The organism is Streptosporangium carneum, from assembly GCF_027922005.1.
Taxonomy (GTDB): domain Bacteria; phylum Actinomycetota; class Actinomycetes; order Streptosporangiales; family Streptosporangiaceae; genus Streptosporangium; species Streptosporangium carneum.
The window spans coordinates 111,597-132,222 of sequence record NZ_BSEV01000010.1; the positions used below are offsets into that span (position 1 = coordinate 111,597).

Genomic DNA, 20,626 nt, shown 5'->3' on the forward strand with positions numbered 1-20,626 from the left:
CACTGCATGATTGACGATGCTAGTCATGACTGGCAATATCAGTCATGACTAGCAACTACTCCCAAGGTGGTGATCATGGCCTTACGGCCCGAACAGGTGATGTTCAACAGCCTCGGCACCCGTTGCGCGGGTGACCTCTACCTGCCGGACACGGTGTCGGCGGACTCCCCGGCGCCCGCGCTGGTGCTCGGGCACAGCGGCGTCATGGTGAAGGAGGCGTTGCGACACTTCGCGCCGTACTTCACGGAGGCCGGTTTCGTGGTCCTGGCGATCGACTACCGCACGGTCGGCGCAAGTGAGGGCGAGCCCCGCGGGCTGGACCACCCGGAGCGGCAGGTCGAGGACTTCCGCAGCGCGATCTCCTACCTCCATACGCGACCCGAGGTGCAGCCGGAACGGATCGGGCTGTGGGGGGTCAGCGTCGGAGGCTCGGTCGCGCTCCAGGCCGCCGTGCTCGACCGGCGCGCCAAGTGCGTCGTCGTGCAGAGCCCCAGTGTGATGAACGGCTGGCGTTACCTGGAACGGCTCCTCGGACGGGCCGGGCTGCGCGCCCTGCGCGACCGTCTCGACGAGGACTGGCAGCGCCGCCATGAGACCGGTGAGAGCGCCCGGGTCCCGCATCTGAACCTGGACCACGAGAACGCGCACCAGGCCCAGCTCCTGTCCACCGAGATCTACCCGACGTACCGCAACGAGAAGACACTCGACTCCACCGAGCACCTGCTCACCTTCGCCCCCGAGGACCTCGTCCACCGGCTGGCCCCCACTCCGTTGCTCATGATCGCCAACGGTGGCTGGGATCCGTACCACATGCTCGATGAGGCGCAGAGCGCCTTCGCCAAGGCCGGGGAGCCCAAGCGGCTCGAGGTGCTGCCCTACGATGTCCTCGGCCTCTACACCGGGCCCGGCCTCGAAAAGGCGATGAGCCTCGCCGTCGACTGGTTCGACCTCTACCTGCGCCGGACCGAGCTGCCGGTCGTGACTCCGGCGCCTACCCGCGAATCGGTGGCCGCCATGAAACAATGATCTACGGATGACACGCGAGGAGTGACGCGGAATGCCCAGCGGCGACCGAGAGCCAAGCCGTGACGACCTCCTGCTGTGGGTCGAGAAGGTCGCCGCGTTCTGCGTGGAGGAGTGGGCCCTGCCGCCCATCACGGGGCGCATCCTCGGCTGGCTGATGATCTGTGAGCCGCCCGCGCAGTCCGCGGGCGACATCGCCGACGCGATCCAGGCCAGCCGGGCGTCACTGACCTCCAACATGCGTTTCCTCACCAGCATCGGGCTGGTCCGCAAGGTCCGCCGCCCAGGTGATCGCGTCGTGTACTACCGCATCGAGGACGACGCCTGGCGTAAGGTCATCCAGCGCAAGTTCGCCAGCCTCAGCGTGTTCGGCGACATCGCCGACGAGGGTGTGGCGCTCACCGGCGGAGAAGGGCCTCGCACCGAACGGATTCGGGCCGCCCACGACTCCCTCGCCTGGTTGCAGGATGTCTTCGCACGCAACGCGGTCGAAGCGGCCACTCCGGACACCGACATCCACTGATCGGCGAGCGGCCCCGAGCCGCCCCTGACACCGACATCCCGTGATCGGGAGGCACCCCGATCGCTCACGACACCGATATCCCGTGATCAGCGGGCCCTCCGGTCACCCCTGACACCGACATCCCGTGATCAACAGGCCCTCCGGTCACCCCTGACACCGGCACGCCGTGGTCGGCGAACCGCCTCCGGTCGCGCCGGTACGAAATCTCATGGTCGGCCGACGGCTCATGAAGGCCGTCGGTCCGGCGCCCCGGTTCCGGGGCGTCATCTCGCGGCTCAAGGACGTGTCTCCATGCCTCAGCGACTTCCCCGTCTCAGCCCGATCCAGGAAACCCTGCTGCTCACCGCCTACTGCAAAGCCGTGGACAGCAGGCGGCCCGCCCCGATCCTCGGCGACACGATGTCCGCCGGGATCGTCGACGAGATCGACTACGACTTCGGCAAATTCAAGGTCCCGGCCAATCTCGTCATCACCGCCGCGCTACGCGGCAAGAAGCTGGACGCCGCCGTCCGCTCGTTCGTCGCCGCACACCCGGCGGCCGTGGTCCTCGATCTCGGATGTGGCTTCGACACACGCGTGTTCCGCTGCGACCCGCCGGAGGGCGTCGACTGGTACGACATCGACTTTCCTGAAATCGCCCGCCTTCGCCCCCGGTTCCTCCCCGAGCGGGCGCACACCCACATCGTCGGCGCCGACCTCACCGGGGAAGGATGGCTGGACGATGTGCCGCGTGACCGTCCCGCCATGATCGTGGCGGAGGGCCTGCAGCCCTTCCTCGCCGCCGACGCCTTCCAGGAGCTCGCCCGCACGCTGACCGGGCACTTCGCCACCGGCGAGCTCGCCTTCAATGGGTACACCCGGTTTGCGGCGTGGTCGATGAAGTACCACCCGACGATCAAGGCGATCGGCGTCGGCGCCGGGCAGGGGTTCGACGACCCCCGCGAACCCGAAAGCTGGAACGCCCGGCTCACGCTCGTCGAGGAGCAGATGCTGGTCGAGGCGCCGGAGGTGGCCGGGTTCCCGCAACCGCTCCGGGCGATCACGCGCCTCGCAGCCCACAGCGTCATCATGGCCCGGCAGGGCGCCCGCGTGCTGCGCTACCGATTCTGAACCGCGCGTGCCGTGCCACCGTTGATCGCGGCGACGACCTGGTTCGAGCGCGGCGACCGGCGGTGTGATGCGTCAGGAGACGCATCAGGTCGTATTGGTCGTTCTGCGAGCCGGGAGGTCCAGGGTGACCAGGTCGCCGTGCTTCTCGGGGACGTCGTCGAAGGGGACGACGTTCACGAACGGCGCCGGGTGTAGTGGTGGGCGATCAGGGCCACCATGGAGGCGACGGCGACGATTCCGGCGATCATGCCGACTCCCTCGGCGGGGCCGCCGACGCTGTTGCCGATGATGTTGATGACGGCGCACACGGTGAAGCCGAGCCACAGGATCACGCGGAGCGCGATGCCGCCGCTCGGCGGCCCGGGCCGGGGGGCGGGGGCGAACGGCGACGCGGAGGGCCGCGGCTGGGCGGCAGGTGTGATGCGGTAGGGGTCGTTCATGCTGATTACCCTAGAAACCGCTTCTGTTTGGGAAAATGAGGCAGTCTGCCATATCGATGGTAGTGCAGGGGGGAATGAAACGGTCCTCGCCTCAGCCTAGGGTGAGGGAAATGACCAGGGACGCCTTCGAGGCTTTGGAACGCCTGGCGGGAGGTCTCGGCACCGCGATCCTCGCCTCCATGGTCCTGTCGTTATGGATCCTGGTCGCCGCCGCCTGCCTCGTGGGGGTGGGGCTGCTGATGATCCCGCCGATGCTGGCGCTGACCAGGGCGGTGGCGGATCGGGAACGCGGCCGGCTCAACCGCTGGGGGTTCGAGGTCGTCACCCCCTACCTGCAACAGGACACGGCGACAGGCTGGACGGCCCGGATGCGCGCCGCCCGCCGCGACCCGGCGACCTTCCGCGACCTGCGCTGGGTGGCCGCGCACGCCACGCTGGGGCTGGTGCTCGGCGTCGTCGCCGTGCTGATGCCGACGATGACCCTGCGGGACGCGTCGTTGCCGCTGTGGTGGGGTCTGCTGCCACCGGAGAATCAGATCACCAGCTACGACCTGCCGCTCACCACATATCCCGCGGTGCTGGCGGCCGCCCTGGCGGCCGTGGTCGTTCAGGTGATCGCCGTCGTGCTCGCCTCGCGGATGGCCAGGTTGCAGGCGCTGCCCGGCGTACGGCTGCTGCGCCCGCATCCGTCGATCGACCTGTCGCGGCAGGTCGCCCGGCTCACCGCGACGCGCGCGGGCGCCCTGCAGGCGCACGCGGCCGAACTGCGCAGGATCGAGCGGGCGCTGCATGACGGCGCGCAGAACCGGCTGGTCGCCGTCGTGGTGACGGTCGCCGTGGCCAAGCGGGCGCTGGCCAGGGAGGCGGCGTCGACGGGCCTGGCGCTCGACGGGCCGCGGGCGGCGCTCGACGAGGCGCAGGGCGCCGCCGAGCAGGCGGTGGCCGAGCTGCGCGGGGTCGTCCGCAGCATCCTGCCGCCCATCCTGGAGGACAGGGGACTGTCCGGGGCGCTGAGCGCGCTGGCCGCGGGCAGCGCGGTCCCGTGCGCCTTGGCCGCCGACGACCTGGGGCAGCTGCCGCTGTCGGTGGAGACCACCGCCTACTTCGTCGTCGCCGAAGCGCTGACCAACGTGGCGAAACACAGCGGCGCGCGGAAAGCCCTGGTCGAGGTGCGCCGCGACGGCGGTCTGCTGCGCGTGGTGGTGAGCGACGACGGCAGGGGCGGGGCCTCGGAAGCCGGTGGCACTGGGTTGGACGGTATCCGCCGCCGGGTCGAGGCACACGACGGAATCATCACGCTGACCAGCCCGCTGGGCGGGCCGACGACCATCGAAGTGGAGTTGCCGTGCGGATCGTGATCGCCGAGGATGACGCGCTGCTGCGCCGGGGCCTGGTGCTGCTGCTGACCGGCGAGGGATTCGAGGTGGTGGCCGCGGCATCGGAACCCGACGGATTCCTGGCCGCGGTCGCCGAGCACCGGCCCGACGTGGCGGTGGTGGACGTGCGCATGCCGCCCACCCACACCGACGAGGGCATCAGGGCCGCCGTCGAGGCCCGGCGGCTGGTCCCCGACCTGGCGGTGCTGGTCCTGTCGGCCTACGTCGAGCAGGCCTTCGCCACGAACCTGCTGGCCGAGGGGACCAACGGGGTGGGATACCTGCTCAAGGAGCGCGTGGGCAACGTGGAGGAGTTCCTGGACGCCCTGCACCGCGTGGCCGCGGGCGGGACGGCGATGGACCCCGAGGTGATCGCCCAGTTGTTCACCCGCCGCCACGCCCCGATGGAACGGCTGACCGCCCGCGAGCGCGAGGTGCTGGCCCTCATGGCCGAGGGGTTGGGCAACACCGCCATCGCCCAGCGCCTGGTGGTGACCGACGGCGGCGTGCAGAAGCACATCCGCAGCATCTTCGCCAAGCTCGACCTCGCCCCCACCGACCAGGTCGACCGCAGGGTCGCCGCGGTCCTGCACTACCTGGAAAGCTGACCGTCACAGCAGTTCGCGGAAGCGGCCGTCACGGGGGCGGCCGTCACGGGGGCGGCCGTCGCGGGGTGGGCATCGCGGGGGCGGCCGTCACTGGTCGGCCGTCACCGAAGCAGCCGTCATGGAAGCAGCCGTGGACCTGCCGCGCCTTCCGCCTGCCCGTTTCATCGCCGCTGAGCAGACCTGGCGCCACTTTCGACGGTACAGCAGGGGCTACCGGAGGTTCGGCAGCCTGCAACGTCGTCTCGGCAAGATCCTCTTCATAGGGTTCTGGACGTAGGCCAAAAGGCCGCACCACGTGCGCCGATGTACCTCCCGGCCTCCCCCTCAGCCCTATGACAAGGAACCATCATGCGCTCCTCCATCGCCACCCCGCTGCGCCGTACGGCCATCGTCGCCGCCCTCGCCTCGGCCTGCCTGGCCGCCCCGCTGGCCGCCCACGCCGACGAGGCCCCGCCGACCTCCGCGACGGCCCTGGGCCAGGGCGTGGACCTGGAGCGAGTCACGATCCTCGATCTGCAGCAGGCCATGGACGGCAAGCGGCTGACCTCCGAGCAGCTGACCCGCACCTACCTGCAGCGGATTCACCAGCTGAACCCCCGCCTCGGCGCGGTGGTCACCGTCAACCCGGACGCCGTGGCCCTGGCCCGGCGCAGCGACGCCGTACGCCGCTCCGGTAAGGCGCGCGGACCGTTGGAGGGCATCCCGGTCCTGCTCAAGGACAACATGGACACCGCGGACCGGCAGCCGACCACGGCGGGCTCCACGGCCCTGCTGGGGGCCCGCCCGGCCAAGGACGCGTTCCTGGTCAAGCGGCTGCGCGAGGCCGGAGCGGTGATCCTCGGCAAGGCGAACATGACGCAGTGGGCCAACTTCCGCTCCTCGGCCACCATCGCGGGCTGGAGCTCCACCGGCGGCCAGACCCACAACCCCTACGTCCTGGACCGCAGCCCCTGCGGATCCTCCAGCGGCTCGGCGGCGGCCGCGGCGGCCGGCCTGGCCGCGGTGACGATCGGTACCGACACCGGCGGATCGATCGTGTGCCCGGCGAGCATGACCTCGACCGTGGGGGTCAAGCCCACGCTGGGTCTGGTCAGCAGGACCGGCATCGTGCCCATCACCGCACGCCACGACAGCCCGGGACCCATCGCCCGCAACACGACCGACGCCGCGCTGACGCTGTGGGCGATCTACGGACCCGACGCCGCCGATCCGGACAGCGCGCAGACCGCCGGCAAGCTGCCCGCCGACTACCGCACGGTGCTCAAGCGCGACGCGCTGCGCGGCAAGCGGATCGGGGTGTGGCGCACCGGCCACACCGGCATCGACCCCGACGTCGACCGGGTCTTCGAGGCCACCGTCAAGCAGCTGCAAGCCCTGGGCGCCACCGTGGTCGAAGGCGTGGACGTGCCCACCGCCAAGAACCCGGCCGAACACCTGTACCCGGCCGTGCTGAACGAGTTCAAGCACGACCTGAACGCCTACCTGGCCGCCACCCCCGGCACCCACCCCAAGACCCTGACCGGGCTGATCGCCTACAACAACAAGCACGCCAAGATCGAACTGGCGAAGTTCAACCAGGACATCTTCGAGATGGCCGACAAGACCACCGGTGACCTGTCCGACCCCGCCTACCGCGAGCACCGCGCCATCGTGACCACCCAGGCACGCCGCTCCATCGACGAGGCCCTGGCCAAGTACCGGCTGGACGCCATCGTCTCCCCCACCGAGCTGCCCGCTCCGAAGGTCGACTACCAGGGCGGCGGGAAGGACGCCGAGGCCTTCGTCGGCACCAGCGACAACACCTCGGCGGCCGGCTACCCGCACATCAGCGTGCCCGCCGGATACACCAAGGGCGGCCTGCCGCTGGGGGTGTCCTTCATCGGCACCCGCTACAGCGACGCCAAGCTTCTTGGCTACGCCTACGCCTACGAGCAGGCCACCCAGGTCCGCAAGGCCCCCCGCTACCTGCCCACCCTCCCCTAACCGCCCCACGAACCGCCACACGACCGGCCGACAACCTCCAGGACCGCTGGGCGGGCGCACATCGCGCCCGCCCAGCGCGTTTTCCCCGGACCACCCGGGTCCGTCATTCTCGTCGTTGGAAAGATCAGAGGGTTCGCGTCGTATGCGAGCCTCGCGGGTGGTGGGTCAGCTGGGCCAGCCGGCCCGGTTCGAACACGACTCGCGGGAGATCCCTGAGCCGGTGTCCGGGAAGTCTCCGAAGCGCTCGCGGTGCAGGTGTGCGAAGAAGTAAGCCATCTCCTCGCACTCGGCGTCCGGCACCGCCCTCTTCGGGTCCTCGGCGACCGCGGTGTAGAAGTCGCGGCCCATCGCGACGATGAAGCCGCGCGCGTAGAGGAAACCGTCGTCGGAACCGTCGGTGACCTCGTGGACGTCCGCGCGGTCGATGTCGTAGAGCTTGCGCTCGACCACCCGGTCGAGATCCGTCAGTTCGGCCGCCGACAATCCCTCGCCGATGGAGCCGAGGTTGCTCAGGAACTCCTCCAGGGCGGCTTCGACCACGGTGAACGGCGACGTGCCGTGAAGGTCCTCGTCGGGACCGGGCGTCGTCTGATGTGTCAGCGCCCGTCGCGCCTGGTCGACCTCCGCTCCCAGCGGCGCCCAGGCGGCCTCCACCAAGGCCCAGAGACCTTCTTCGTCTCCCGGGAGCCGCTGATCCCTCATGCCGTCGCCGCCTCTCATGACCAACCCTGCGTTCTGTGCCGATCACACAACCAGAAGGCACTGACAATCGGCTGCCGTCGGGGCGATGACCGGCCCGGCGGGAAGCCTTCAGAGCAGGCCGCAGTGGCGGCATCTGCCTCGCCTGCGCAGGTGGTAGGCCAGCGTCGCCACACCGAGTGCCACGGCCCAGATCGGCCAGTACGTCATCGGACTGCTCAGCCAGGCGGCCGGGTCGGTCCATTTCGTGATCCGTACGGCCTCCGTGCCCGCGGACAGCAGCACGACCGTGACCACCGACGCGAAGGTGACGGGAAAGGCCGGAGGCACGCGTCTGCCTCGTAGGCCGATCACCCAGCGCGGCCAGACCTCGCCCCAGCGGTGCACCAGCCCGAGGGCGAGCACGCCGCCGCCCGCCGCGAACGTGGCCAGGGCCGCTCCGGCCCACACCAGGCCGGTTTCGCGCAGCCAGCGCAGTTCCTCCTCGGAGAACAGCAGCGGGATGTTCAGCGCCCACGCCCAGCGGATCACGGCGTAGAAGAGGGGGATGACGAAGGCCGTGTAGGCCGCCCAGCGTCCCCACCTGGCCGCCGAGGCGGGGGTCGTCCAGGTGGCGGTCCGATGCGCGGAACGGCCGCAGCCGCCGCAGGAGTCGTCGGTACGCCGCTGGAAGGCCAGCGCGGCGCCCGCCCACAGCACTCCTCCGGCCAGGCAGAGGATCAGGTTCAGCACCGGCCAGGGAAGCGCGGCCTCGAAGTAGTCGGCGTCCGGCCAGCCGAACGGCAGCCCGACGAGGAAGATCGGAGCGTAGGCGACCGCCGTCAGGACGCGGGCGTCGGGGATGAGGCCGACGAGGGTGAACGCGGCGAGCCAGGCCGTCGCGAGCACCGCGACGCGGACCACGCCCCGTGGCCGCATCCGGGCCGTGGTCGGTGCGAGTGCCGCGCCGTGCGAACGTACTCGGACCGTGGCCGGTGCGAGTGCCCCACCCCGTGACCCTGCCTGGGTCGTGGCCGGTGCGGGCGCCGCGCCGCGCGGCCGTGCCCGGGCCATGACCAGTGCGAGTGCCGCGCCCGCGAATCCGAGTGCGGCGATGACCGGTGCGGTTCCCGCCGCCGTCGAGGCGCCCAGCAGTGACTCCGCCCTGGCGTCGGGGATGTCGCCCTCGCCGAAGGGGAATCCCGCGCCGCCCAGCGCCCAGTGGAGCCCGAGCCCGCCGTAGAGCAGCGACCAGGCGCTCGCCGCGTACGCCGCCCGGCGGGGCCATCGGGCGGTCGTCGTCCTCCGGTTGTTCGTGGTCGTTTCCATGGTTCAAGCGTTGAGCGGTGCGGGGCGGCGGCCCATCTGCCGTTCGGCGGATCCTGACCGGCGGACGGGGTGATCCGTCGCCCTTTCGGTAGACCTCCCGTGGCTGGACGGCCCCTAGAGTCGAGGCATGGACCTGGTCGCCGCGCTCCTGGCGCTCGCCGCGACGATCGCGGTGTTCGTGCCGCGCGTGCCGCCCGCGTGGCCGCCCGCCGTCGGCGGGGCGCTCTCGATCGCGATCACCGCCGCGTATCCGTTGGGCGGGTGGCAGGGCGTCGTCCTCCCCTGGACGCTGGTCGAGGTGCCGTCCCTGCTCGTGCTGACGCTCGTGTCCGCCAGGCGCGCGCCCGCGCCCCAGGCCGTCGTCTCGACCGGGCTCGCGGCGGGCGCGGTCGCGGTGATGCTCGTCCGCGCGCTCTGGCCCGGCGACCTCGCCTTCACCGTCGGCGCCTGCGCGGGCTGGTCCCTCCTGGCGGTCGGGGCGGCGGGAGCCGGTCTCTACGCCCGCACGCTGGACAACGGCCGCCGTCGCGCGGTGGCCGAGGCGAGGCGGTCGCAGCGGCTCGTGCTCGCCCGTGACCTGCACGACTTCGTCGCCCACGACGTGAGCGGGATCCTCGTGCAGGCGCAGGCCGCCCAGCTCGCGCCGGGGCCGGTCCCACCGCAGGTGACCGACGCGTTGCGGCGCATCGAGGACGCGGGCCAGCGCGCCCTGGCCGCCATGGACCGGACCGTGCAGATGCTCCACGAAGCCGAGGACACCGGATCGGGTACGGCGGAGCCGCTGCCGGGAGTCGACGGCCTGGCGCACCTCGCCGAGGGCTTCTCCCCGTCGGTGCGGGTGGACCTGTCGATCGACCCCGGCCTGGAGCGGCGGCTCTCCCGGGAGACCTCCGCCACCCTCTACCGGATCGTGACGGAGGCGCTCACCAACGTGCGCCGCCACGCTCCCGAGGCGGTCTCCGTCGTGATCACCGTCACCCGGACGGGAGAGTCGGTCCGCCTTCTGGTCACCGACGACGGCGGCGGCCACTCGGAGGCGGCCGACCGTGGCGGGTTCGGTCTGGCCGGGCTCGCCGAGCGGGCCGAGATACTCGGCGGCTCGCTGTCGGCCGGGCCCGAGCCGGGCGGCTGGCGGGTCGAGGCGCTCCTGCCCGTCCAACCGCGCCGGACGCGCCGGGACGCCGGCGGGCAGGTGAGCCGCCCGGCCGTCAAGACGCGTGCGAACCGCCTGGCCGCCGAGACACGTGCGGACCAGCCGGTCACCGAGGCGTGTGCGGACCGGCCGGTCACCGGTGTGCGCGCGAGCCGCCCGGCCGCCGACGGTGAGGAGCCGACATGACGACCCGGATTCTGATCGCCGACGACCAGGAGGACGTGCGGATCGGGTTCCGGCTCATCCTCGACTCCCAGCCCGACATGACCGTGGTCGGAGAGGCCGCCGACGGCCGCGCCGCCGTGGACCTGGCCCGGCATCTGCGGCCCGACGTGGTGCTCGCCGACATCCGCATGCCGAAGCTCGACGGACTCGAGGTCACCCGGCTGCTGGCCGGCGAGACCCGGGTGATCGTCGTGACGACCTTCGACCTCGACGAGTACGTGCACACCGCGCTGCGCGACGGCGCCTGCGGCTTCCTGCTCAAGCGCTCGGGTCCCACGTTGCTGATCGAGGCCGTCCGCGCCGCCATGGCCGGTGACACGCTGATCAGCCCGCAGGTCACCGTCCGCCTGCTGGCCCGCCTTCGCGCGTCCGCCGCACCGGCCGCGCCCGCCGAGGCGCTGACGGAACGAGAGCTGGAGATCGTCCGCCTGGTCGCCCAAGGTCTCACCAACGCCGAGATCGCCGCCGAGCTGTTCATCGGCTCCGGCACGGTGAAGACCCACGTCGCGAACGTCCAGCGCAAGCTGGGCGCGGCCAACCGGGTCGGCATCGCGGCCTGGGCGTGGAGGTCCGGCGCCGCCACCGGAACGTAGCGCGCGGCCCCGGAGGGCTGAGTTCTCTTTTTAGACCCTTAGGGGTTGGAGTACGGGTTAGATCAGGGGCGACCCTCAGTGACCGGGCGCTGACCGGGGTGACACGGTGATCGCGAGGCAGTCACCGCCTTGGGATCTGGAGTGGACATGAGCGATCTGACACCGACCGTCACCATCCCCGTCGAGTTAGAAGAGGTGAAGCAGTACCGGCCCCTGTCCGTGCTCGCCGTCTGGGCGGCGGCCGCCGTGCCGATGGGGGTGCTCGCGTGGGTCGTCGTCCCGGCGGTGGCGGGGCAGGGGGCCACGGTTTCGCGGTTCGCCGTGACGCTGATCGCGGCGCTCACCGTCGGGCTGGTCTGGCAGTGCGTCCTCGCCCTGTCGCTCGTCGCCTTCGAGCAACGCAGTCTGCGCTGGGCCGTCGTGCGTGACGCCCTGTGGCTGCGGGCGCCGTCCGACCCGTCGGGTCGGCGCGGCGGCCGCCTGTGGCTGTGGACGCTGGCCTTCGGGCTCGGTTTTATGATGCTCCAGTTCGTCCCGTTCGGCCTGTCCGAGCCGACCGACCGCAGCCTCGGCGAGTTCCTCAACTCCCCCGGGGGACAGGAGACCCTTCACGGCAACTGGGGGCTGTTCGCCCTGGTCTGCGCCATGATGCTGTTCAACACGGTGGCCGGTGAGGAGCTGCTCTTCCGGGGGCTGCTGCTGCCTCGCATGCGGGGCGCCTTCGGCCGGGCGGACTGGGTCGTCAACGGTGTGCTCACCGGGCTCTACCACCTGCACCAGCCGTGGTCGATCCCCGGCGCGACCGTGGCCGGGACCTTCCTGCTCGCCTACCCGACCCGGCGCTTCCGCAGCGCGTGGATGGGGATCGCGGTCCACTCGATGCAGAGCGTCTTCTTCGCCGCGCTCGTCTTCATGGTCGTCATCCGCTGAACCGGGGCCGAACGCGAGCACGAGGCCGAGACGGGAAGGAGAGGCGGGCGGGCCGGTTCAGGTGGAGGGCAGTGCGGACCGGAGGAACTCGCGGACGGCTTCGGCGAAGCCCTTCGGGTCTCCCGCGTAGACGAAATGGTCGGTGGCCAGTTCGGCGAGGCGGGTGTTCGGGCGGCGGTCGATCATGGCCTGGGCCTGGTCGGCGGGGATGACGCCGCCCTCTGAGCCTCGCACGAGAAGGGCGGGGCAGGCACTGGCCAGCCAGTCGGCCCAGTGGTCGCCGTGGACGAGGTCCTCTGAGTCGACCATGTCCTGCGGGTGGAAGGGGAGCCGCCAGGTGCCGTCGGCGTTCTCCCTCAGAGTGTCGGCGAAGTAGGGGGCGGCCTGGCCGAGGGCCTCGACCAGCGCCTCGCGGGTGGCCGCCTGGTACGGCAGCCCCAGCACGAAGGCCAGCGGGTTGGGCCCTTCGAGACCGAGGACGACCGGCGCGTCCGCGTTGACGAAGGCGGTCACCCGTTCGGGGTGGCGGGCGGCGAGCTGGTAGGCGTTGACGCCGCCCAGCGAGTGCCCTGCGATCGCCACCTGGTCGAGGCCGAGGTGGTCGAGCAGAGCGAGGACGTCGGCGAGATAGCCCTCCCGGGAGTAGTCGGCCGCCCGGTCCGACTCACCGTGACCCCGCTGGTCGGGGGCGATGACCCGCCACTCGGGGGCCAGCTCGGCGGCGACGGCGGCGAAGCTCGCCCCTTCCGACAGGTGCCCGTGCAGGGCGAGCAACGGACGGCCGGGACCGCCGAAGTCGAGGTAGGACAGGCGGCGGCCCGCGATGTCCAGCTCGGCCCGCACCGGGGTGACCGTCTGCGCGATGGCGTTCTGACTCATGACGTGCTCCTTCACATGAACATGACCGCGTACGGCTCCGCGGACCGGCCCTCGTGCGGCCCGCGTTCCTTGCCTGCCATGAAGGTACAGAGGATTTGGGCATTTGCGCAATGCGATCGCCTAAGGCATTTGCGCAAGAAGGAGGTGACACCGCGGGCAGGGCAAGTAGCATCCCGCTATGGGAAATCGTGAGGACCTGCTCGTCGGCGCGAGGCGCTGCCTTGAGGAGAAGGGATGGGCGCGGACGACCGTCCGCGACATCGCGGCGGCGGCCGGGGTCAGCATGGCGGCCATCGGCTACCACTTCGGCTCACGGGAGGCGCTGCTGAACGCGGCGCTCATCCAGGCGATCGACGAGTGGGGCCTGGAGGCCGGGCAGACGGCGTCCTCCGCCTACGACGACCAGGCCGCCACTCCCGAGGAGCGGTACGAGGCCCTGTGGGCGCGGCTGTCGAAGTCGTTCGGCACCCACAGGAAGCTGTGGGTCGCCAGCATCGAGGCGTTGCTGCAGGCCGAGCACTCGCCGGAGCTCCGCGACCGCCTAGCCGGAGGCCAGCGGGAAGGCCGCCGGGGGCTGGCCTCGATTCTGCTGGGAGTCGAGGAGGACAGCCTTCCCGAGAGCACCGTGCGCACGCTCGGCTCGGTGCAGTTGGCCCTGCTGTCCGGCGTGATGATGCAGTGGCTGGCGGACCCCGAGCAGGCGCCGACCGGCGCCGAGGTGGTGCGGGGGCTGCGGGCCCTCATGAACACCTTCGAACCCGCAGCCGAAACCGAAAACGCCGACGTGAACACCCCCGGACCCGCTGCCGAAGCCGACAAGGCGGACCAGGCCCAGGCCGCGGACTAGCGTTCGAGCGGCGGCGTCGTCACCCGCCTTCGGAGCCGCCTCGGCGTCGTGGCCGCCGACAGCAGGGGCGGAACGGCGGCGATCACGAAGCACAGGGTCAGCGGCAGGCTCTCGACCAGCATGCCGACGGCCGCCGTTCCGGCGGACGCACCGGTGTTGAAAGCCGTGTTGACCCAGGCGCTCGCCCGGACGCGGTTCTCCGGCACGGCGAACTCGTCGGCGAGCAGGTACGCCGTGGTCAGCGCCGGGGCGACGAACAGGCCCGCGACACCCACGGTGACGGCCAGGACGTACAGGTCGGGTGAGAGTCCAGCGACGACGAGCGCCAGCCCCAGGGCGACGGCCAGCAGCGGCAACCGGACCTGTCCCGGCGCGCGCCACGACCGCGCGCCGTAGGCCAGGCCGCCGAGCGCGCTGCCCGCCGACAGCGCGGCCTCGACCCAGGCCACCGCGGCGGGCTGGTGCTGACGCTCGGCGAAGACCACCATGAGCAGACCCAGCGCTCCCAGGCACAGGCCCACGCCGCCCGACACCAGGACCGGCTGGATGATCAGTCCGCTGCCCGGTCCTGCCGCCTTACGTGTCCGTCGCCCACGTGACGAGACCGGTGCCGGATCCGCGCCCCCGCCCCTGCCCACGTCCGTCCCGACGTCGGCCCCCTCGTACGGCCCGCCGCCCCAGCCGTCGCCCGGGTCGTCGCCCGTCCGGGAGGCTCCTTCCCCGACCGCGCCGTCGTCGGCCCGGAGAGACCCCTCGCCTACCGCACCGTCACCCGCCGGGAAGGACCCGGTGGCGCGGACGGTGGGTGAGGAAACGAGGGCGAGAGTGCCGACCAGCACCAGTGCGGCGCTGGCGGCCACACCCGCGGCGGGAACGGCGAGTACGGCCAGCAGACCGGCCAGCAGCGGCCCGGTGACGAAGAGCAGCTCTTCGGCGACGGTGTCCAGGCTGTAGGCGCGCTGCAGCAGCGACCTGTCGGGCAGCAGTTCGCTCCACAGCGCCCGCATCACCGGACCGAGCGGAGGAGCGCACGCGCCCGCCGCGACGGTCAGCACCACCAGCCACATCCCGGGGGTTCCCGGCCGCCAGGTGGCGACGGCCAGGCAGGTCAGCGACAGCGCGTAGACGGCGGCCATCAGAGGCAGGGTACGGCGGATCCCGTAGCGGTCGATCAGACCGGCCCGCAGCGGGGACAGCAGGGAGATGGCCAGCCCGAACAGGGCCATGACGGCTCCGGCGACGCCGTACGAACCGGTGGCGTCGGTGAGGGTGAGGATCAGGGACAGGAAGACGATCCCGTAGGACAGTCGGCCGATCAGGGCCGCGCCGAAGACGCGGCAGGCGTGAGGGGTGCGCAGGACAGCGAGGTACGACGGAGGTCGCGAAGGCGAAGACATGGAGGAAGACATGAAGGGGGTTCCTCTGGAAGGCGGCGCGCGCCTGGGGCGCCGCGGATGTGCGGGGACGCCGAAGTGCCGCACCCGGTGGGTGCGGTCAACGACGAGGTCCTACGCACAGAGAAGGAACACGCCCGCCACCCTAACAACGCTCCGTCGTTGGAGTCAGCCCCGTTTCCGGTGAGCGCCCCTGTGGCCCCCGGAACTCACCACGGCATGCCGAGGCGCTTGAGCTGACGGCGTTCCGCCGCCGAGGTCGGCCCCGTTGCCAGCTGGAGCCGCCCTCAGAGCACCGGCTCTCCCAGGATCGGAAACGCCGGTGAGCGGCGGAGACGTTCGGCGAATCCCGTGAGCGCCGCTCACGGGAAGGGCACGCCGGACGCCGCCCCAGACGCCGGGCGAGGCCGTCTCACCGGATCGGCGTGCGGCGCTGGGACGGTAACCGGTCCGTAGGAGGTGTCATCCGTCCCGGTGAGGTCGCCTCACCGGATCGGCGTGCGGCGAGCAGGACGGAAACCCTCCGCGTCGGAGTGTCACCCCATGGTCTTCGAGCCGTCCAGGGACTCGCGGATGATGTCGGCGTGACCCGCGTGCTGCGAGGTCTCGGCGATGAGGTGGAGCAGGACCCGGCGAACCGACCTGCGCGCGCCCGGCTCGAACCACGGGGCCGGCGGGAGGGGGTAGGAGGCGTCCAGGTCGAGCGTCGCCACCAGCTCGTCGGTCGTGTGGGCCACCTTGTCGTAGGCGTCGAGCAGACCGGCCAGCGTCTCGCCCTCAAGCATGCGGAACTGGTTCGCCCAGTCGCCCTCCCCGCCCGTCATCGCCTCGGGGTCTCCGAGCGCGAACCGCATCCAGCGGGCCTCGACGTCTGCCACGTGCTTGATCAGGCCGCCCAGGCACAGCTCGCTCGCGGTGGTGCGCAGCGCCGCCTGCTCGTCGGTCAGGCCGGCGACCGTGTGACGCAGGAAGCCTCGCTGCATGACCAGCGACTCCAGCAGGTCGGCGCGCTCACCGGTCAGGGTCTTGTTCTCCGTCATAACCACGCCATCGGCCTTTCGGTCGTTCAGGGGGTGCGGGGGATGCAGGGGACCCGTGGGAAACCCCTGTACGCACAGGTTAGAACGGCCCACCGACATTTCCGCCTCGCCGGATTCGGACCCGCCACGACCTCGGCCTCGCCGCTTCCCAAGGAGCCTCGGTGCGTCTCCGAGGGACCTCGGCACGCCCCGCTGAGGCGACGGGCAAAGCGGCCACTACTCTCGGAACCATGTTCGACCAGCTCATCTGTCACTGCCTTCTCTGCGTCGCGCACGACGAGGATCTCGACGACTTCGACCGCGGCATCATCAGAAAGGTCGCAGAGCACGGATGGGCGGTCGTCATGGTCCCCGAGGACGAGGACGGGCCCGGGTGGGCGTTCACCGTCGGGCTGTGGCACACCTTCCGCTCCCCCGAGATCTCCATGTTCGGGCTGGACATCGAGGTGATGAGAGGGTGTCTGAACACCCTCGCCGACCAGGTCGCGGCGGGGCGCGGCCTCGTGGCCGACCAGGAGCGGGACGACGTCATCAGGAACTACTCGGTCGTCACCAAGAACGTGGACCAGAGCTGGTACCGGTCGCTGTTCGGCATGGCGCTGCGCTTCTACCAGAGGCCTCCGTTGCCCTTCATGGAGGTGGTCTGGCCGGACAGCGCGGGCCGGTTCCCCTGGGATCCCCGGGCGACGCCGCGACTTCGCGATCTCCAGCCCTCACTGTGGATCCACAAGGACGACCACGCTCCGGGACCGTGGACGAAGCTGCCCCTGTAGTGCTGTGACCGGGAACGTTAACCGGGTCACGCGCCGTTCGACAGCGCCGGGCACGCCCAGGTCGGTGCTCGCCGTACCGGCGCTCAGAAACACCATGAACCCGGTGAGGGCATGCGGTCGCCTCACCGGCCGCACCGCCCAGGCAGGGTGAACCCGGTGAGGGCATGCGGTCGCCTTCCTGGCCGTACCACCCAAGCAAGACGAACCTGGTGAAGGCACACGGTCGCCTCACCGGCCGCACCGCCCAAGCAGGGTGAACCCGGTGGCGGCAGCGATCGCCTTCCTGGCCGTACCACCCAAGCAAGACGAACCCGGCGAGGGCATGCGGTCGCCTCACCGGCCGCACCGCCCAAGCAGGGTGAACCCGGTGGCGGCAAGGATCGCGCCTTCCTGGCCGCACCGCCCAGGCAGGGCGAATCCGGCGAGGGCGTGCGATCACCTCACCGGCCGCACCGCCCAGGCGGGTTGGTGGGCGGTCGGCCTCCTGGCGCGGTGTGTTCTCCGCCCCCGTGGTCGCGTGTCCCTCGTTCAGTGGCCGGAGGACTGACGGCCAGGTGTGGGGGTACGGACGGGAGACGGTCCGCCGGAGTCGTCGAGGGGGCCCGGAGGTCTCGGGTCTGTCCTTCGAAGATCGCCGGGGGCCGTTGACTACCGGACGGTAGGATTCGGCTGGTGCCTGTCACCAGTCCGTGCGGGCGTCATCTGAAGCGGTAGGCACGACAGAAGACGGATGAACAGGCATGGCGGTGAACGACACCGGAGGCGGGAGGCGGGAGGCGCTCGACCGCACCGGCCTGTCGGCCCGGTCCGACCCGGGCATGGAGCGCTTCGCCGGGCTGGTGGCCCGGATCCTGCGGGCGCCGATGGCCCTGGTGTCCCTGGTGGAGGACGACCGGCAGGTCTTTCCCGGCCTGGTCGGCCTGACCGAACCGTGGGCCGGGCTCCGCCAGACCCCGCTGTCGCACTCGTTCTGCCAGCATGTCGTGGCCGGCGGCGAGCCGCTGGTCCTGGCCGACGCCCGGCTCGACGAGCGGCTGTGCGCCAGCCCGGCCATCGAGGCCCTGGGGATGGTCGCCTACGCCGGGATGCCGCTGACCGACGAGGAGGGCCGGGTGCTGGGGTCGCTGTGCGCGATCGACACCACGGCCCGGCAGTGGACGCAGGCGGAGCTGACCGATCTGGCCGACCTGGCGCAGGCCTGCTCGGGCGAGCTGCGGCTGCGCATCGTCTCGCACGCCGCCGACGTCGCCAGGCGCGAGGCCGAGGCGGCGCGCTCGGCCGCCCAGCGCGCGCAGGCCAACGCCGAGCTGCTGCTGCGCGCCTCCCAGGAGATGGCCGACACCGCCAGCGTGCAGGACGTGCGGCGACGACTGCGGCACCTGGTCACCGGGCCCCTGACCCCGCACTACATCGGTCTGAGCCTGCTGAGCGGCGACCGGCTGGTACGGGTGCCCGACCCGGACACGCCGTACGCGATGGAGGACGACTTCGGCCACTACGCCGCTGTTTCCGCCTTCCCCTCGGCGCGGGCGCTGCGTGAACGCCGGATCGTCTCCGTGCCCGACCGGGAGGATCTGACGCGCCACTACGGCGCCGAGGCGGTGGCCGCCTTCGACTCCCTGGGGCTGTCCTCCGCGATGTGCCTGCCGCTGATCGCCAGCCGCGGTCCCGTGGGTGTGATCATGGTCGGATGGAATCAGCCCCACCGGACCGACCTGGTGGAACGCGCGACGTTGAGCGCGCTGGCCAGCTACACCGCCCACGCCGTGGCGCGGGCGGTGTTCCTCGGCGAACGCATCACCGTGGCCCGGCAGCTGCAGAGCGCCATGCTGACCGACCTGCCCGCCACCCCCGGCCTGGACAGCGCCGCCCTGTATCTGCCGGCCGCCGACGACGACATGGTCGGGGGCGACTGGTACGACAGTTTCCCCCTGCCGCCCGCTCCCGGCCAGCCACAGGGCTCCTCCCTGGCGGTCACGGTCGGCGACATCACCGGCCACGACATGCGGGCCGCCACCCTGATGGGGCAGGTGCGCAGCATGCTGCGCCAGGCCGTGCTGGACCACCCCGCGCTCGGGCCCGCGGCCGCGCTGACCGCCCTCGAGCACGCCTGCCTCAGCCTGCCATTGGCCGCCACCGGCACCATCCTGCACGCCCGCCTGGACCACGTCGGCCCCGGCTGGACACTGACCTGGTCCAACGCCGGGCATCCGCCCCCGCTGCTGCTCCTGCCCGACGGGCGCACCTGCCAGCTGGACCGGCACGACGTCCTGTTCTATCCGGGCCTGCAGCACGGCCCGCGCACCGACCACCGCCTGACCCTGGAACCGGGCTCGACCCTGCTGCTGTACACCGACGGCCTCGTCGACCAGCCGGGCCACGACCTCTCCTGGGCCATCGACGAGGCTCGCGCCCTGCTGGCCGCCCACGGCGACCGGCCGCTGCCCGCGCTGCTGGAGACCCTGGCCGGTGAGCTGGCCGGGCCGAAGGCCGCCGACGACGTCGCCCTGCTGGCGATACGCGTCCCCCGCCGAGGGTCTCCGCCGGTGAACGGATCTCGCCTCAGCGCGGCAGAGCCCTGATCGGAACACCTCATCAGGACGGTGTCGTGTTTCGGACTCACCGGAGACTCAGAGGGACTCGCAGGCACTCGGGGGGACTCGGGGACTTGGGGGGACCCGTCGGGAGGTGAACGCCGAGACCCGGCGGACGTCCCGCGGGTTTCGCATGACACCCTGTCTCGATCGATCAGCACCAATACGGGACAGAACACGTGATGACTGACCAAGACAGGCCGGATCGGGGCAGTGTCATCGACCTGCTGCAGCGCGTCGGCTCGGTGGCGCTCCCTGTCGGCGTCTCGCTCTACGCCCTGCTCTATCTGGGCATCCAACAGGTCTACGGCGTGTTCGACATCAGCCCCGAGCAGGCGGGCATCGACCAGGCGACCCTGTTCGGCCGCCTCGTCGGATGCCTGATCCTGCTGGTCCTGGGGGGCGTGCCGGTCCTGGGCGCGCTGGTGGGGGTCGGCTGGCTGCTGGACAGACTCGCCCGGGGGTGGCTGGTCAGGCTGGGGCACGCCGTACGGGAACGCGCCTGGGCGGCGGCGGCCGTCGGCGCGGTGTGGTGCGGCGCGACGTACTGGGGTCTCCTCGGCTACGCGGGTCTCGCGGAGGGGACGGAGCTCGCCGTGATCGTGCTGGTCGCGGTGGGCATCGGGGTCGCGGTCTTCCTGGTGCCGTTCCGGCTGCTGCGCCGCCGCCCGACCGGCAGGGCCGGGATGCGGACCGTGATCGCCGCGTTCACCGGCATCGGGCTCGGATTCACGTTGATCGGGCAGATGGAGTCCGACGCCGTTGAGCTGGCCTCGACCGGGCGCGGCAGCCTCGTGCTGAGCATGGTCGGCTTCCAGGACCAGTGGGTGGTCGCCACCACGGGGACCGGCAGGCCCGTGCGCGGCGTGCCGTTGCTGCTGCTGGGCGAGCACGAGGGGACGTACGCGTTCTACGACTGCGCCAGGCGGGAGACCTTCCGCCGCCCGATGGGCTCGACGGTGCTCCAGCAGATGGAGCTGGAGCCCGAGCACGACGAGAGCTTCACCTGCGCCGCCCCCGCCCCCGCGAAGGAGCCTCCGAAGAACCCCACACTGTCTCCGGAGAACTCCGCGCCCTCCTCGAAGAACCCCACACCGTCTTCGGAGGACCCCGCGCCGTAGGACCCTG

Annotated in this window: 19 protein-coding genes; 13 read left to right on the plus strand and 6 right to left on the minus strand. The window is 71.4% G+C overall.

The window, feature by feature from the left end:
- Nucleotides 1–75 precede the first annotated feature (75 nt).
- The 3 genes from PKF00_RS22310 (at nucleotide 76) to PKF00_RS22320 (ending at nucleotide 2,656) form a co-directional block, all read left to right on the plus strand.
- Nucleotides 76–1,026 (plus strand): alpha/beta hydrolase, encoded by a 951-nt coding sequence (locus PKF00_RS22310; protein WP_271219542.1) that lies wholly within the window; start codon nucleotides 76–78, stop codon nucleotides 1,024–1,026.
- A 31-nt stretch (nucleotides 1,027–1,057) separates the two neighbouring features.
- Nucleotides 1,058–1,546 carry a GbsR/MarR family transcriptional regulator gene (locus PKF00_RS22315; protein ID WP_271219543.1) on the plus strand — a complete coding sequence of 163 codons (489 nt, stop codon included), beginning with the start codon at nucleotides 1,058–1,060 and terminating at the stop codon, nucleotides 1,544–1,546.
- 291 nt (nucleotides 1,547–1,837) lie between these two features.
- Complete coding sequence (locus PKF00_RS22320) at nucleotides 1,838–2,656, plus strand: class I SAM-dependent methyltransferase (RefSeq protein ID WP_271219544.1); 819 nt, start codon at nucleotides 1,838–1,840, stop codon at nucleotides 2,654–2,656.
- A 173-nt stretch (nucleotides 2,657–2,829) separates the two neighbouring features.
- Here the strand turns inward: PKF00_RS22320 and PKF00_RS22325 are convergent, their stop codons facing one another.
- On the minus strand, nucleotides 2,830–3,096 hold the full coding sequence (locus PKF00_RS22325) for a hypothetical protein (protein WP_271219545.1): 267 nt from the start codon (nucleotides 3,094–3,096) through the stop codon (nucleotides 2,830–2,832).
- A gap of 110 nt (nucleotides 3,097–3,206) precedes the next feature.
- Here PKF00_RS22325 and PKF00_RS22330 point away from each other — a divergent pair, with 110 nt between their 5' ends.
- The 3 genes from PKF00_RS22330 (at nucleotide 3,207) to PKF00_RS22340 (ending at nucleotide 7,063) form a co-directional block, all read left to right on the plus strand.
- Nucleotides 3,207–4,454, plus strand: a complete 1,248-nt coding sequence (locus tag PKF00_RS22330; RefSeq protein ID WP_271219546.1) for a sensor histidine kinase — start codon at nucleotides 3,207–3,209, stop codon at nucleotides 4,452–4,454.
- A complete protein-coding gene (locus PKF00_RS22335) occupies nucleotides 4,442–5,080 on the plus strand; it encodes a response regulator transcription factor (RefSeq protein ID WP_271219547.1) in 639 nt (212 codons plus the stop codon). The genes PKF00_RS22330 and PKF00_RS22335 overlap by 13 nt, the downstream gene beginning before the upstream one ends.
- Before the next feature lie 348 nt (nucleotides 5,081–5,428).
- On the plus strand, nucleotides 5,429–7,063 hold the full coding sequence (locus tag PKF00_RS22340; RefSeq protein ID WP_271219548.1) for an amidase: 1,635 nt from the start codon (nucleotides 5,429–5,431) through the stop codon (nucleotides 7,061–7,063).
- 165 nt (nucleotides 7,064–7,228) lie between these two features.
- Here PKF00_RS22340 and PKF00_RS22345 read toward each other — a convergent pair whose 3' ends face one another.
- Nucleotides 7,229–7,765, minus strand: coding sequence for a DUF4240 domain-containing protein (locus PKF00_RS22345; protein ID WP_271219549.1), 537 nt, complete (start codon nucleotides 7,763–7,765; stop codon nucleotides 7,229–7,231).
- Between the two features lie 108 nt (nucleotides 7,766–7,873).
- Nucleotides 7,874–9,070 (minus strand): hypothetical protein, encoded by a 1,197-nt coding sequence (locus tag PKF00_RS22350; RefSeq protein WP_271219550.1) that lies wholly within the window; start codon nucleotides 9,068–9,070, stop codon nucleotides 7,874–7,876.
- A 127-nt stretch (nucleotides 9,071–9,197) separates the two neighbouring features.
- Between PKF00_RS22350 and PKF00_RS22355 the strand changes: the two genes are divergently transcribed.
- From PKF00_RS22355 to PKF00_RS22365, 3 genes are all read left to right on the plus strand, one after another.
- Nucleotides 9,198–10,409 carry a sensor histidine kinase gene (locus PKF00_RS22355; RefSeq protein ID WP_271219551.1) on the plus strand — a complete coding sequence of 404 codons (1,212 nt, stop codon included), beginning with the start codon at nucleotides 9,198–9,200 and terminating at the stop codon, nucleotides 10,407–10,409.
- Entirely contained in the window at nucleotides 10,406–11,041 is a 636-nt protein-coding gene (locus tag PKF00_RS22360) for a response regulator (protein WP_271219552.1), read from the plus strand. The genes PKF00_RS22355 and PKF00_RS22360 overlap by 4 nt, the downstream gene beginning before the upstream one ends.
- 147 nt (nucleotides 11,042–11,188) lie before the next feature.
- Nucleotides 11,189–11,971, plus strand: coding sequence for a CPBP family intramembrane glutamic endopeptidase (locus PKF00_RS22365; RefSeq protein WP_271219553.1), 783 nt, complete (start codon nucleotides 11,189–11,191; stop codon nucleotides 11,969–11,971).
- 57 nt (nucleotides 11,972–12,028) lie between these two features.
- Here PKF00_RS22365 and PKF00_RS22370 read toward each other — a convergent pair whose 3' ends face one another.
- Nucleotides 12,029–12,850, minus strand: coding sequence for an alpha/beta fold hydrolase (locus PKF00_RS22370; protein ID WP_271219554.1), 822 nt, complete (start codon nucleotides 12,848–12,850; stop codon nucleotides 12,029–12,031).
- 178 nt (nucleotides 12,851–13,028) lie between these two features.
- Here PKF00_RS22370 and PKF00_RS22375 point away from each other — a divergent pair, with 178 nt between their 5' ends.
- Nucleotides 13,029–13,697, plus strand: a complete 669-nt coding sequence (locus PKF00_RS22375; RefSeq protein WP_271219555.1) for a TetR/AcrR family transcriptional regulator — start codon at nucleotides 13,029–13,031, stop codon at nucleotides 13,695–13,697.
- Here PKF00_RS22375 and PKF00_RS22380 read toward each other — a convergent pair.
- On the minus strand, nucleotides 13,694–15,094 hold the full coding sequence (locus PKF00_RS22380) for an MFS transporter (RefSeq protein WP_271219556.1): 1,401 nt from the start codon (nucleotides 15,092–15,094) through the stop codon (nucleotides 13,694–13,696). The genes PKF00_RS22375 and PKF00_RS22380 overlap by 4 nt on opposite strands.
- 533 nt (nucleotides 15,095–15,627) lie before the next feature.
- On the minus strand, nucleotides 15,628–16,131 hold the full coding sequence (locus PKF00_RS22385; protein WP_271219557.1) for a DinB family protein: 504 nt from the start codon (nucleotides 16,129–16,131) through the stop codon (nucleotides 15,628–15,630).
- Between the two features lie 230 nt (nucleotides 16,132–16,361).
- Here PKF00_RS22385 and PKF00_RS22390 point away from each other — a divergent pair, with 230 nt between their 5' ends.
- The 3 genes from PKF00_RS22390 (at nucleotide 16,362) to PKF00_RS22400 (ending at nucleotide 20,619) form a co-directional block, all read left to right on the plus strand.
- Complete coding sequence (locus PKF00_RS22390; protein WP_271219558.1) at nucleotides 16,362–16,904, plus strand: DUF4262 domain-containing protein; 543 nt, start codon at nucleotides 16,362–16,364, stop codon at nucleotides 16,902–16,904.
- Nucleotides 16,905–17,644: 740 nt separating this feature from the next.
- Complete coding sequence (locus PKF00_RS22395) at nucleotides 17,645–19,486, plus strand: SpoIIE family protein phosphatase (protein ID WP_271219559.1); 1,842 nt, start codon at nucleotides 17,645–17,647, stop codon at nucleotides 19,484–19,486.
- A gap of 194 nt (nucleotides 19,487–19,680) precedes the next feature.
- Nucleotides 19,681–20,619, plus strand: coding sequence for a hypothetical protein (locus tag PKF00_RS22400; protein ID WP_271219560.1), 939 nt, complete (start codon nucleotides 19,681–19,683; stop codon nucleotides 20,617–20,619).
- Nucleotides 20,620–20,626: the final 7 nt, after the last annotated feature.

Excerpts from the sequence above, each read along its gene's own strand:
- PKF00_RS22310 (WP_271219542.1), top strand. The coding sequence starts at position 76 with ATGGCCTTACGGCCCGAACAGGTGATGTTCAACAGCCTCGGCACCCGT.
- PKF00_RS22315 (WP_271219543.1), top strand. The coding sequence starts at position 1,058 with ATGCCCAGCGGCGACCGAGAGCCAAGCCGTGACGACCTCCTGCTGTGG.
- PKF00_RS22320 (WP_271219544.1), top strand. The coding sequence starts at position 1,838 with ATGCCTCAGCGACTTCCCCGTCTCAGCCCGATCCAGGAAACCCTGCTG.
- PKF00_RS22325 (WP_271219545.1), bottom strand. The coding sequence starts at position 3,096 with ATGAACGACCCCTACCGCATCACACCTGCCGCCCAGCCGCGGCCCTCC.
- PKF00_RS22330 (WP_271219546.1), top strand. The coding sequence starts at position 3,207 with ATGACCAGGGACGCCTTCGAGGCTTTGGAACGCCTGGCGGGAGGTCTC.
- PKF00_RS22340 (WP_271219548.1), top strand. The coding sequence starts at position 5,429 with ATGCGCTCCTCCATCGCCACCCCGCTGCGCCGTACGGCCATCGTCGCC.
- PKF00_RS22345 (WP_271219549.1), bottom strand. The coding sequence starts at position 7,765 with ATGAGGGATCAGCGGCTCCCGGGAGACGAAGAAGGTCTCTGGGCCTTG.
- PKF00_RS22350 (WP_271219550.1), bottom strand. The coding sequence starts at position 9,070 with ATGGAAACGACCACGAACAACCGGAGGACGACGACCGCCCGATGGCCC.
- PKF00_RS22355 (WP_271219551.1), top strand. The coding sequence starts at position 9,198 with ATGGACCTGGTCGCCGCGCTCCTGGCGCTCGCCGCGACGATCGCGGTG.
- PKF00_RS22360 (WP_271219552.1), top strand. The coding sequence starts at position 10,406 with ATGACGACCCGGATTCTGATCGCCGACGACCAGGAGGACGTGCGGATC.
- PKF00_RS22365 (WP_271219553.1), top strand. The coding sequence starts at position 11,189 with ATGAGCGATCTGACACCGACCGTCACCATCCCCGTCGAGTTAGAAGAG.
- PKF00_RS22370 (WP_271219554.1), bottom strand. The coding sequence starts at position 12,850 with ATGAGTCAGAACGCCATCGCGCAGACGGTCACCCCGGTGCGGGCCGAG.
- PKF00_RS22375 (WP_271219555.1), top strand. The coding sequence starts at position 13,029 with ATGGGAAATCGTGAGGACCTGCTCGTCGGCGCGAGGCGCTGCCTTGAG.
- PKF00_RS22380 (WP_271219556.1), bottom strand. The coding sequence starts at position 15,094 with ATGTCTTCGCCTTCGCGACCTCCGTCGTACCTCGCTGTCCTGCGCACC.
- PKF00_RS22385 (WP_271219557.1), bottom strand. The coding sequence starts at position 16,131 with ATGACGGAGAACAAGACCCTGACCGGTGAGCGCGCCGACCTGCTGGAG.
- PKF00_RS22390 (WP_271219558.1), top strand. The coding sequence starts at position 16,362 with ATGTTCGACCAGCTCATCTGTCACTGCCTTCTCTGCGTCGCGCACGAC.
- PKF00_RS22395 (WP_271219559.1), top strand. The coding sequence starts at position 17,645 with ATGGCGGTGAACGACACCGGAGGCGGGAGGCGGGAGGCGCTCGACCGC.
- PKF00_RS22400 (WP_271219560.1), top strand. The coding sequence starts at position 19,681 with ATGACTGACCAAGACAGGCCGGATCGGGGCAGTGTCATCGACCTGCTG.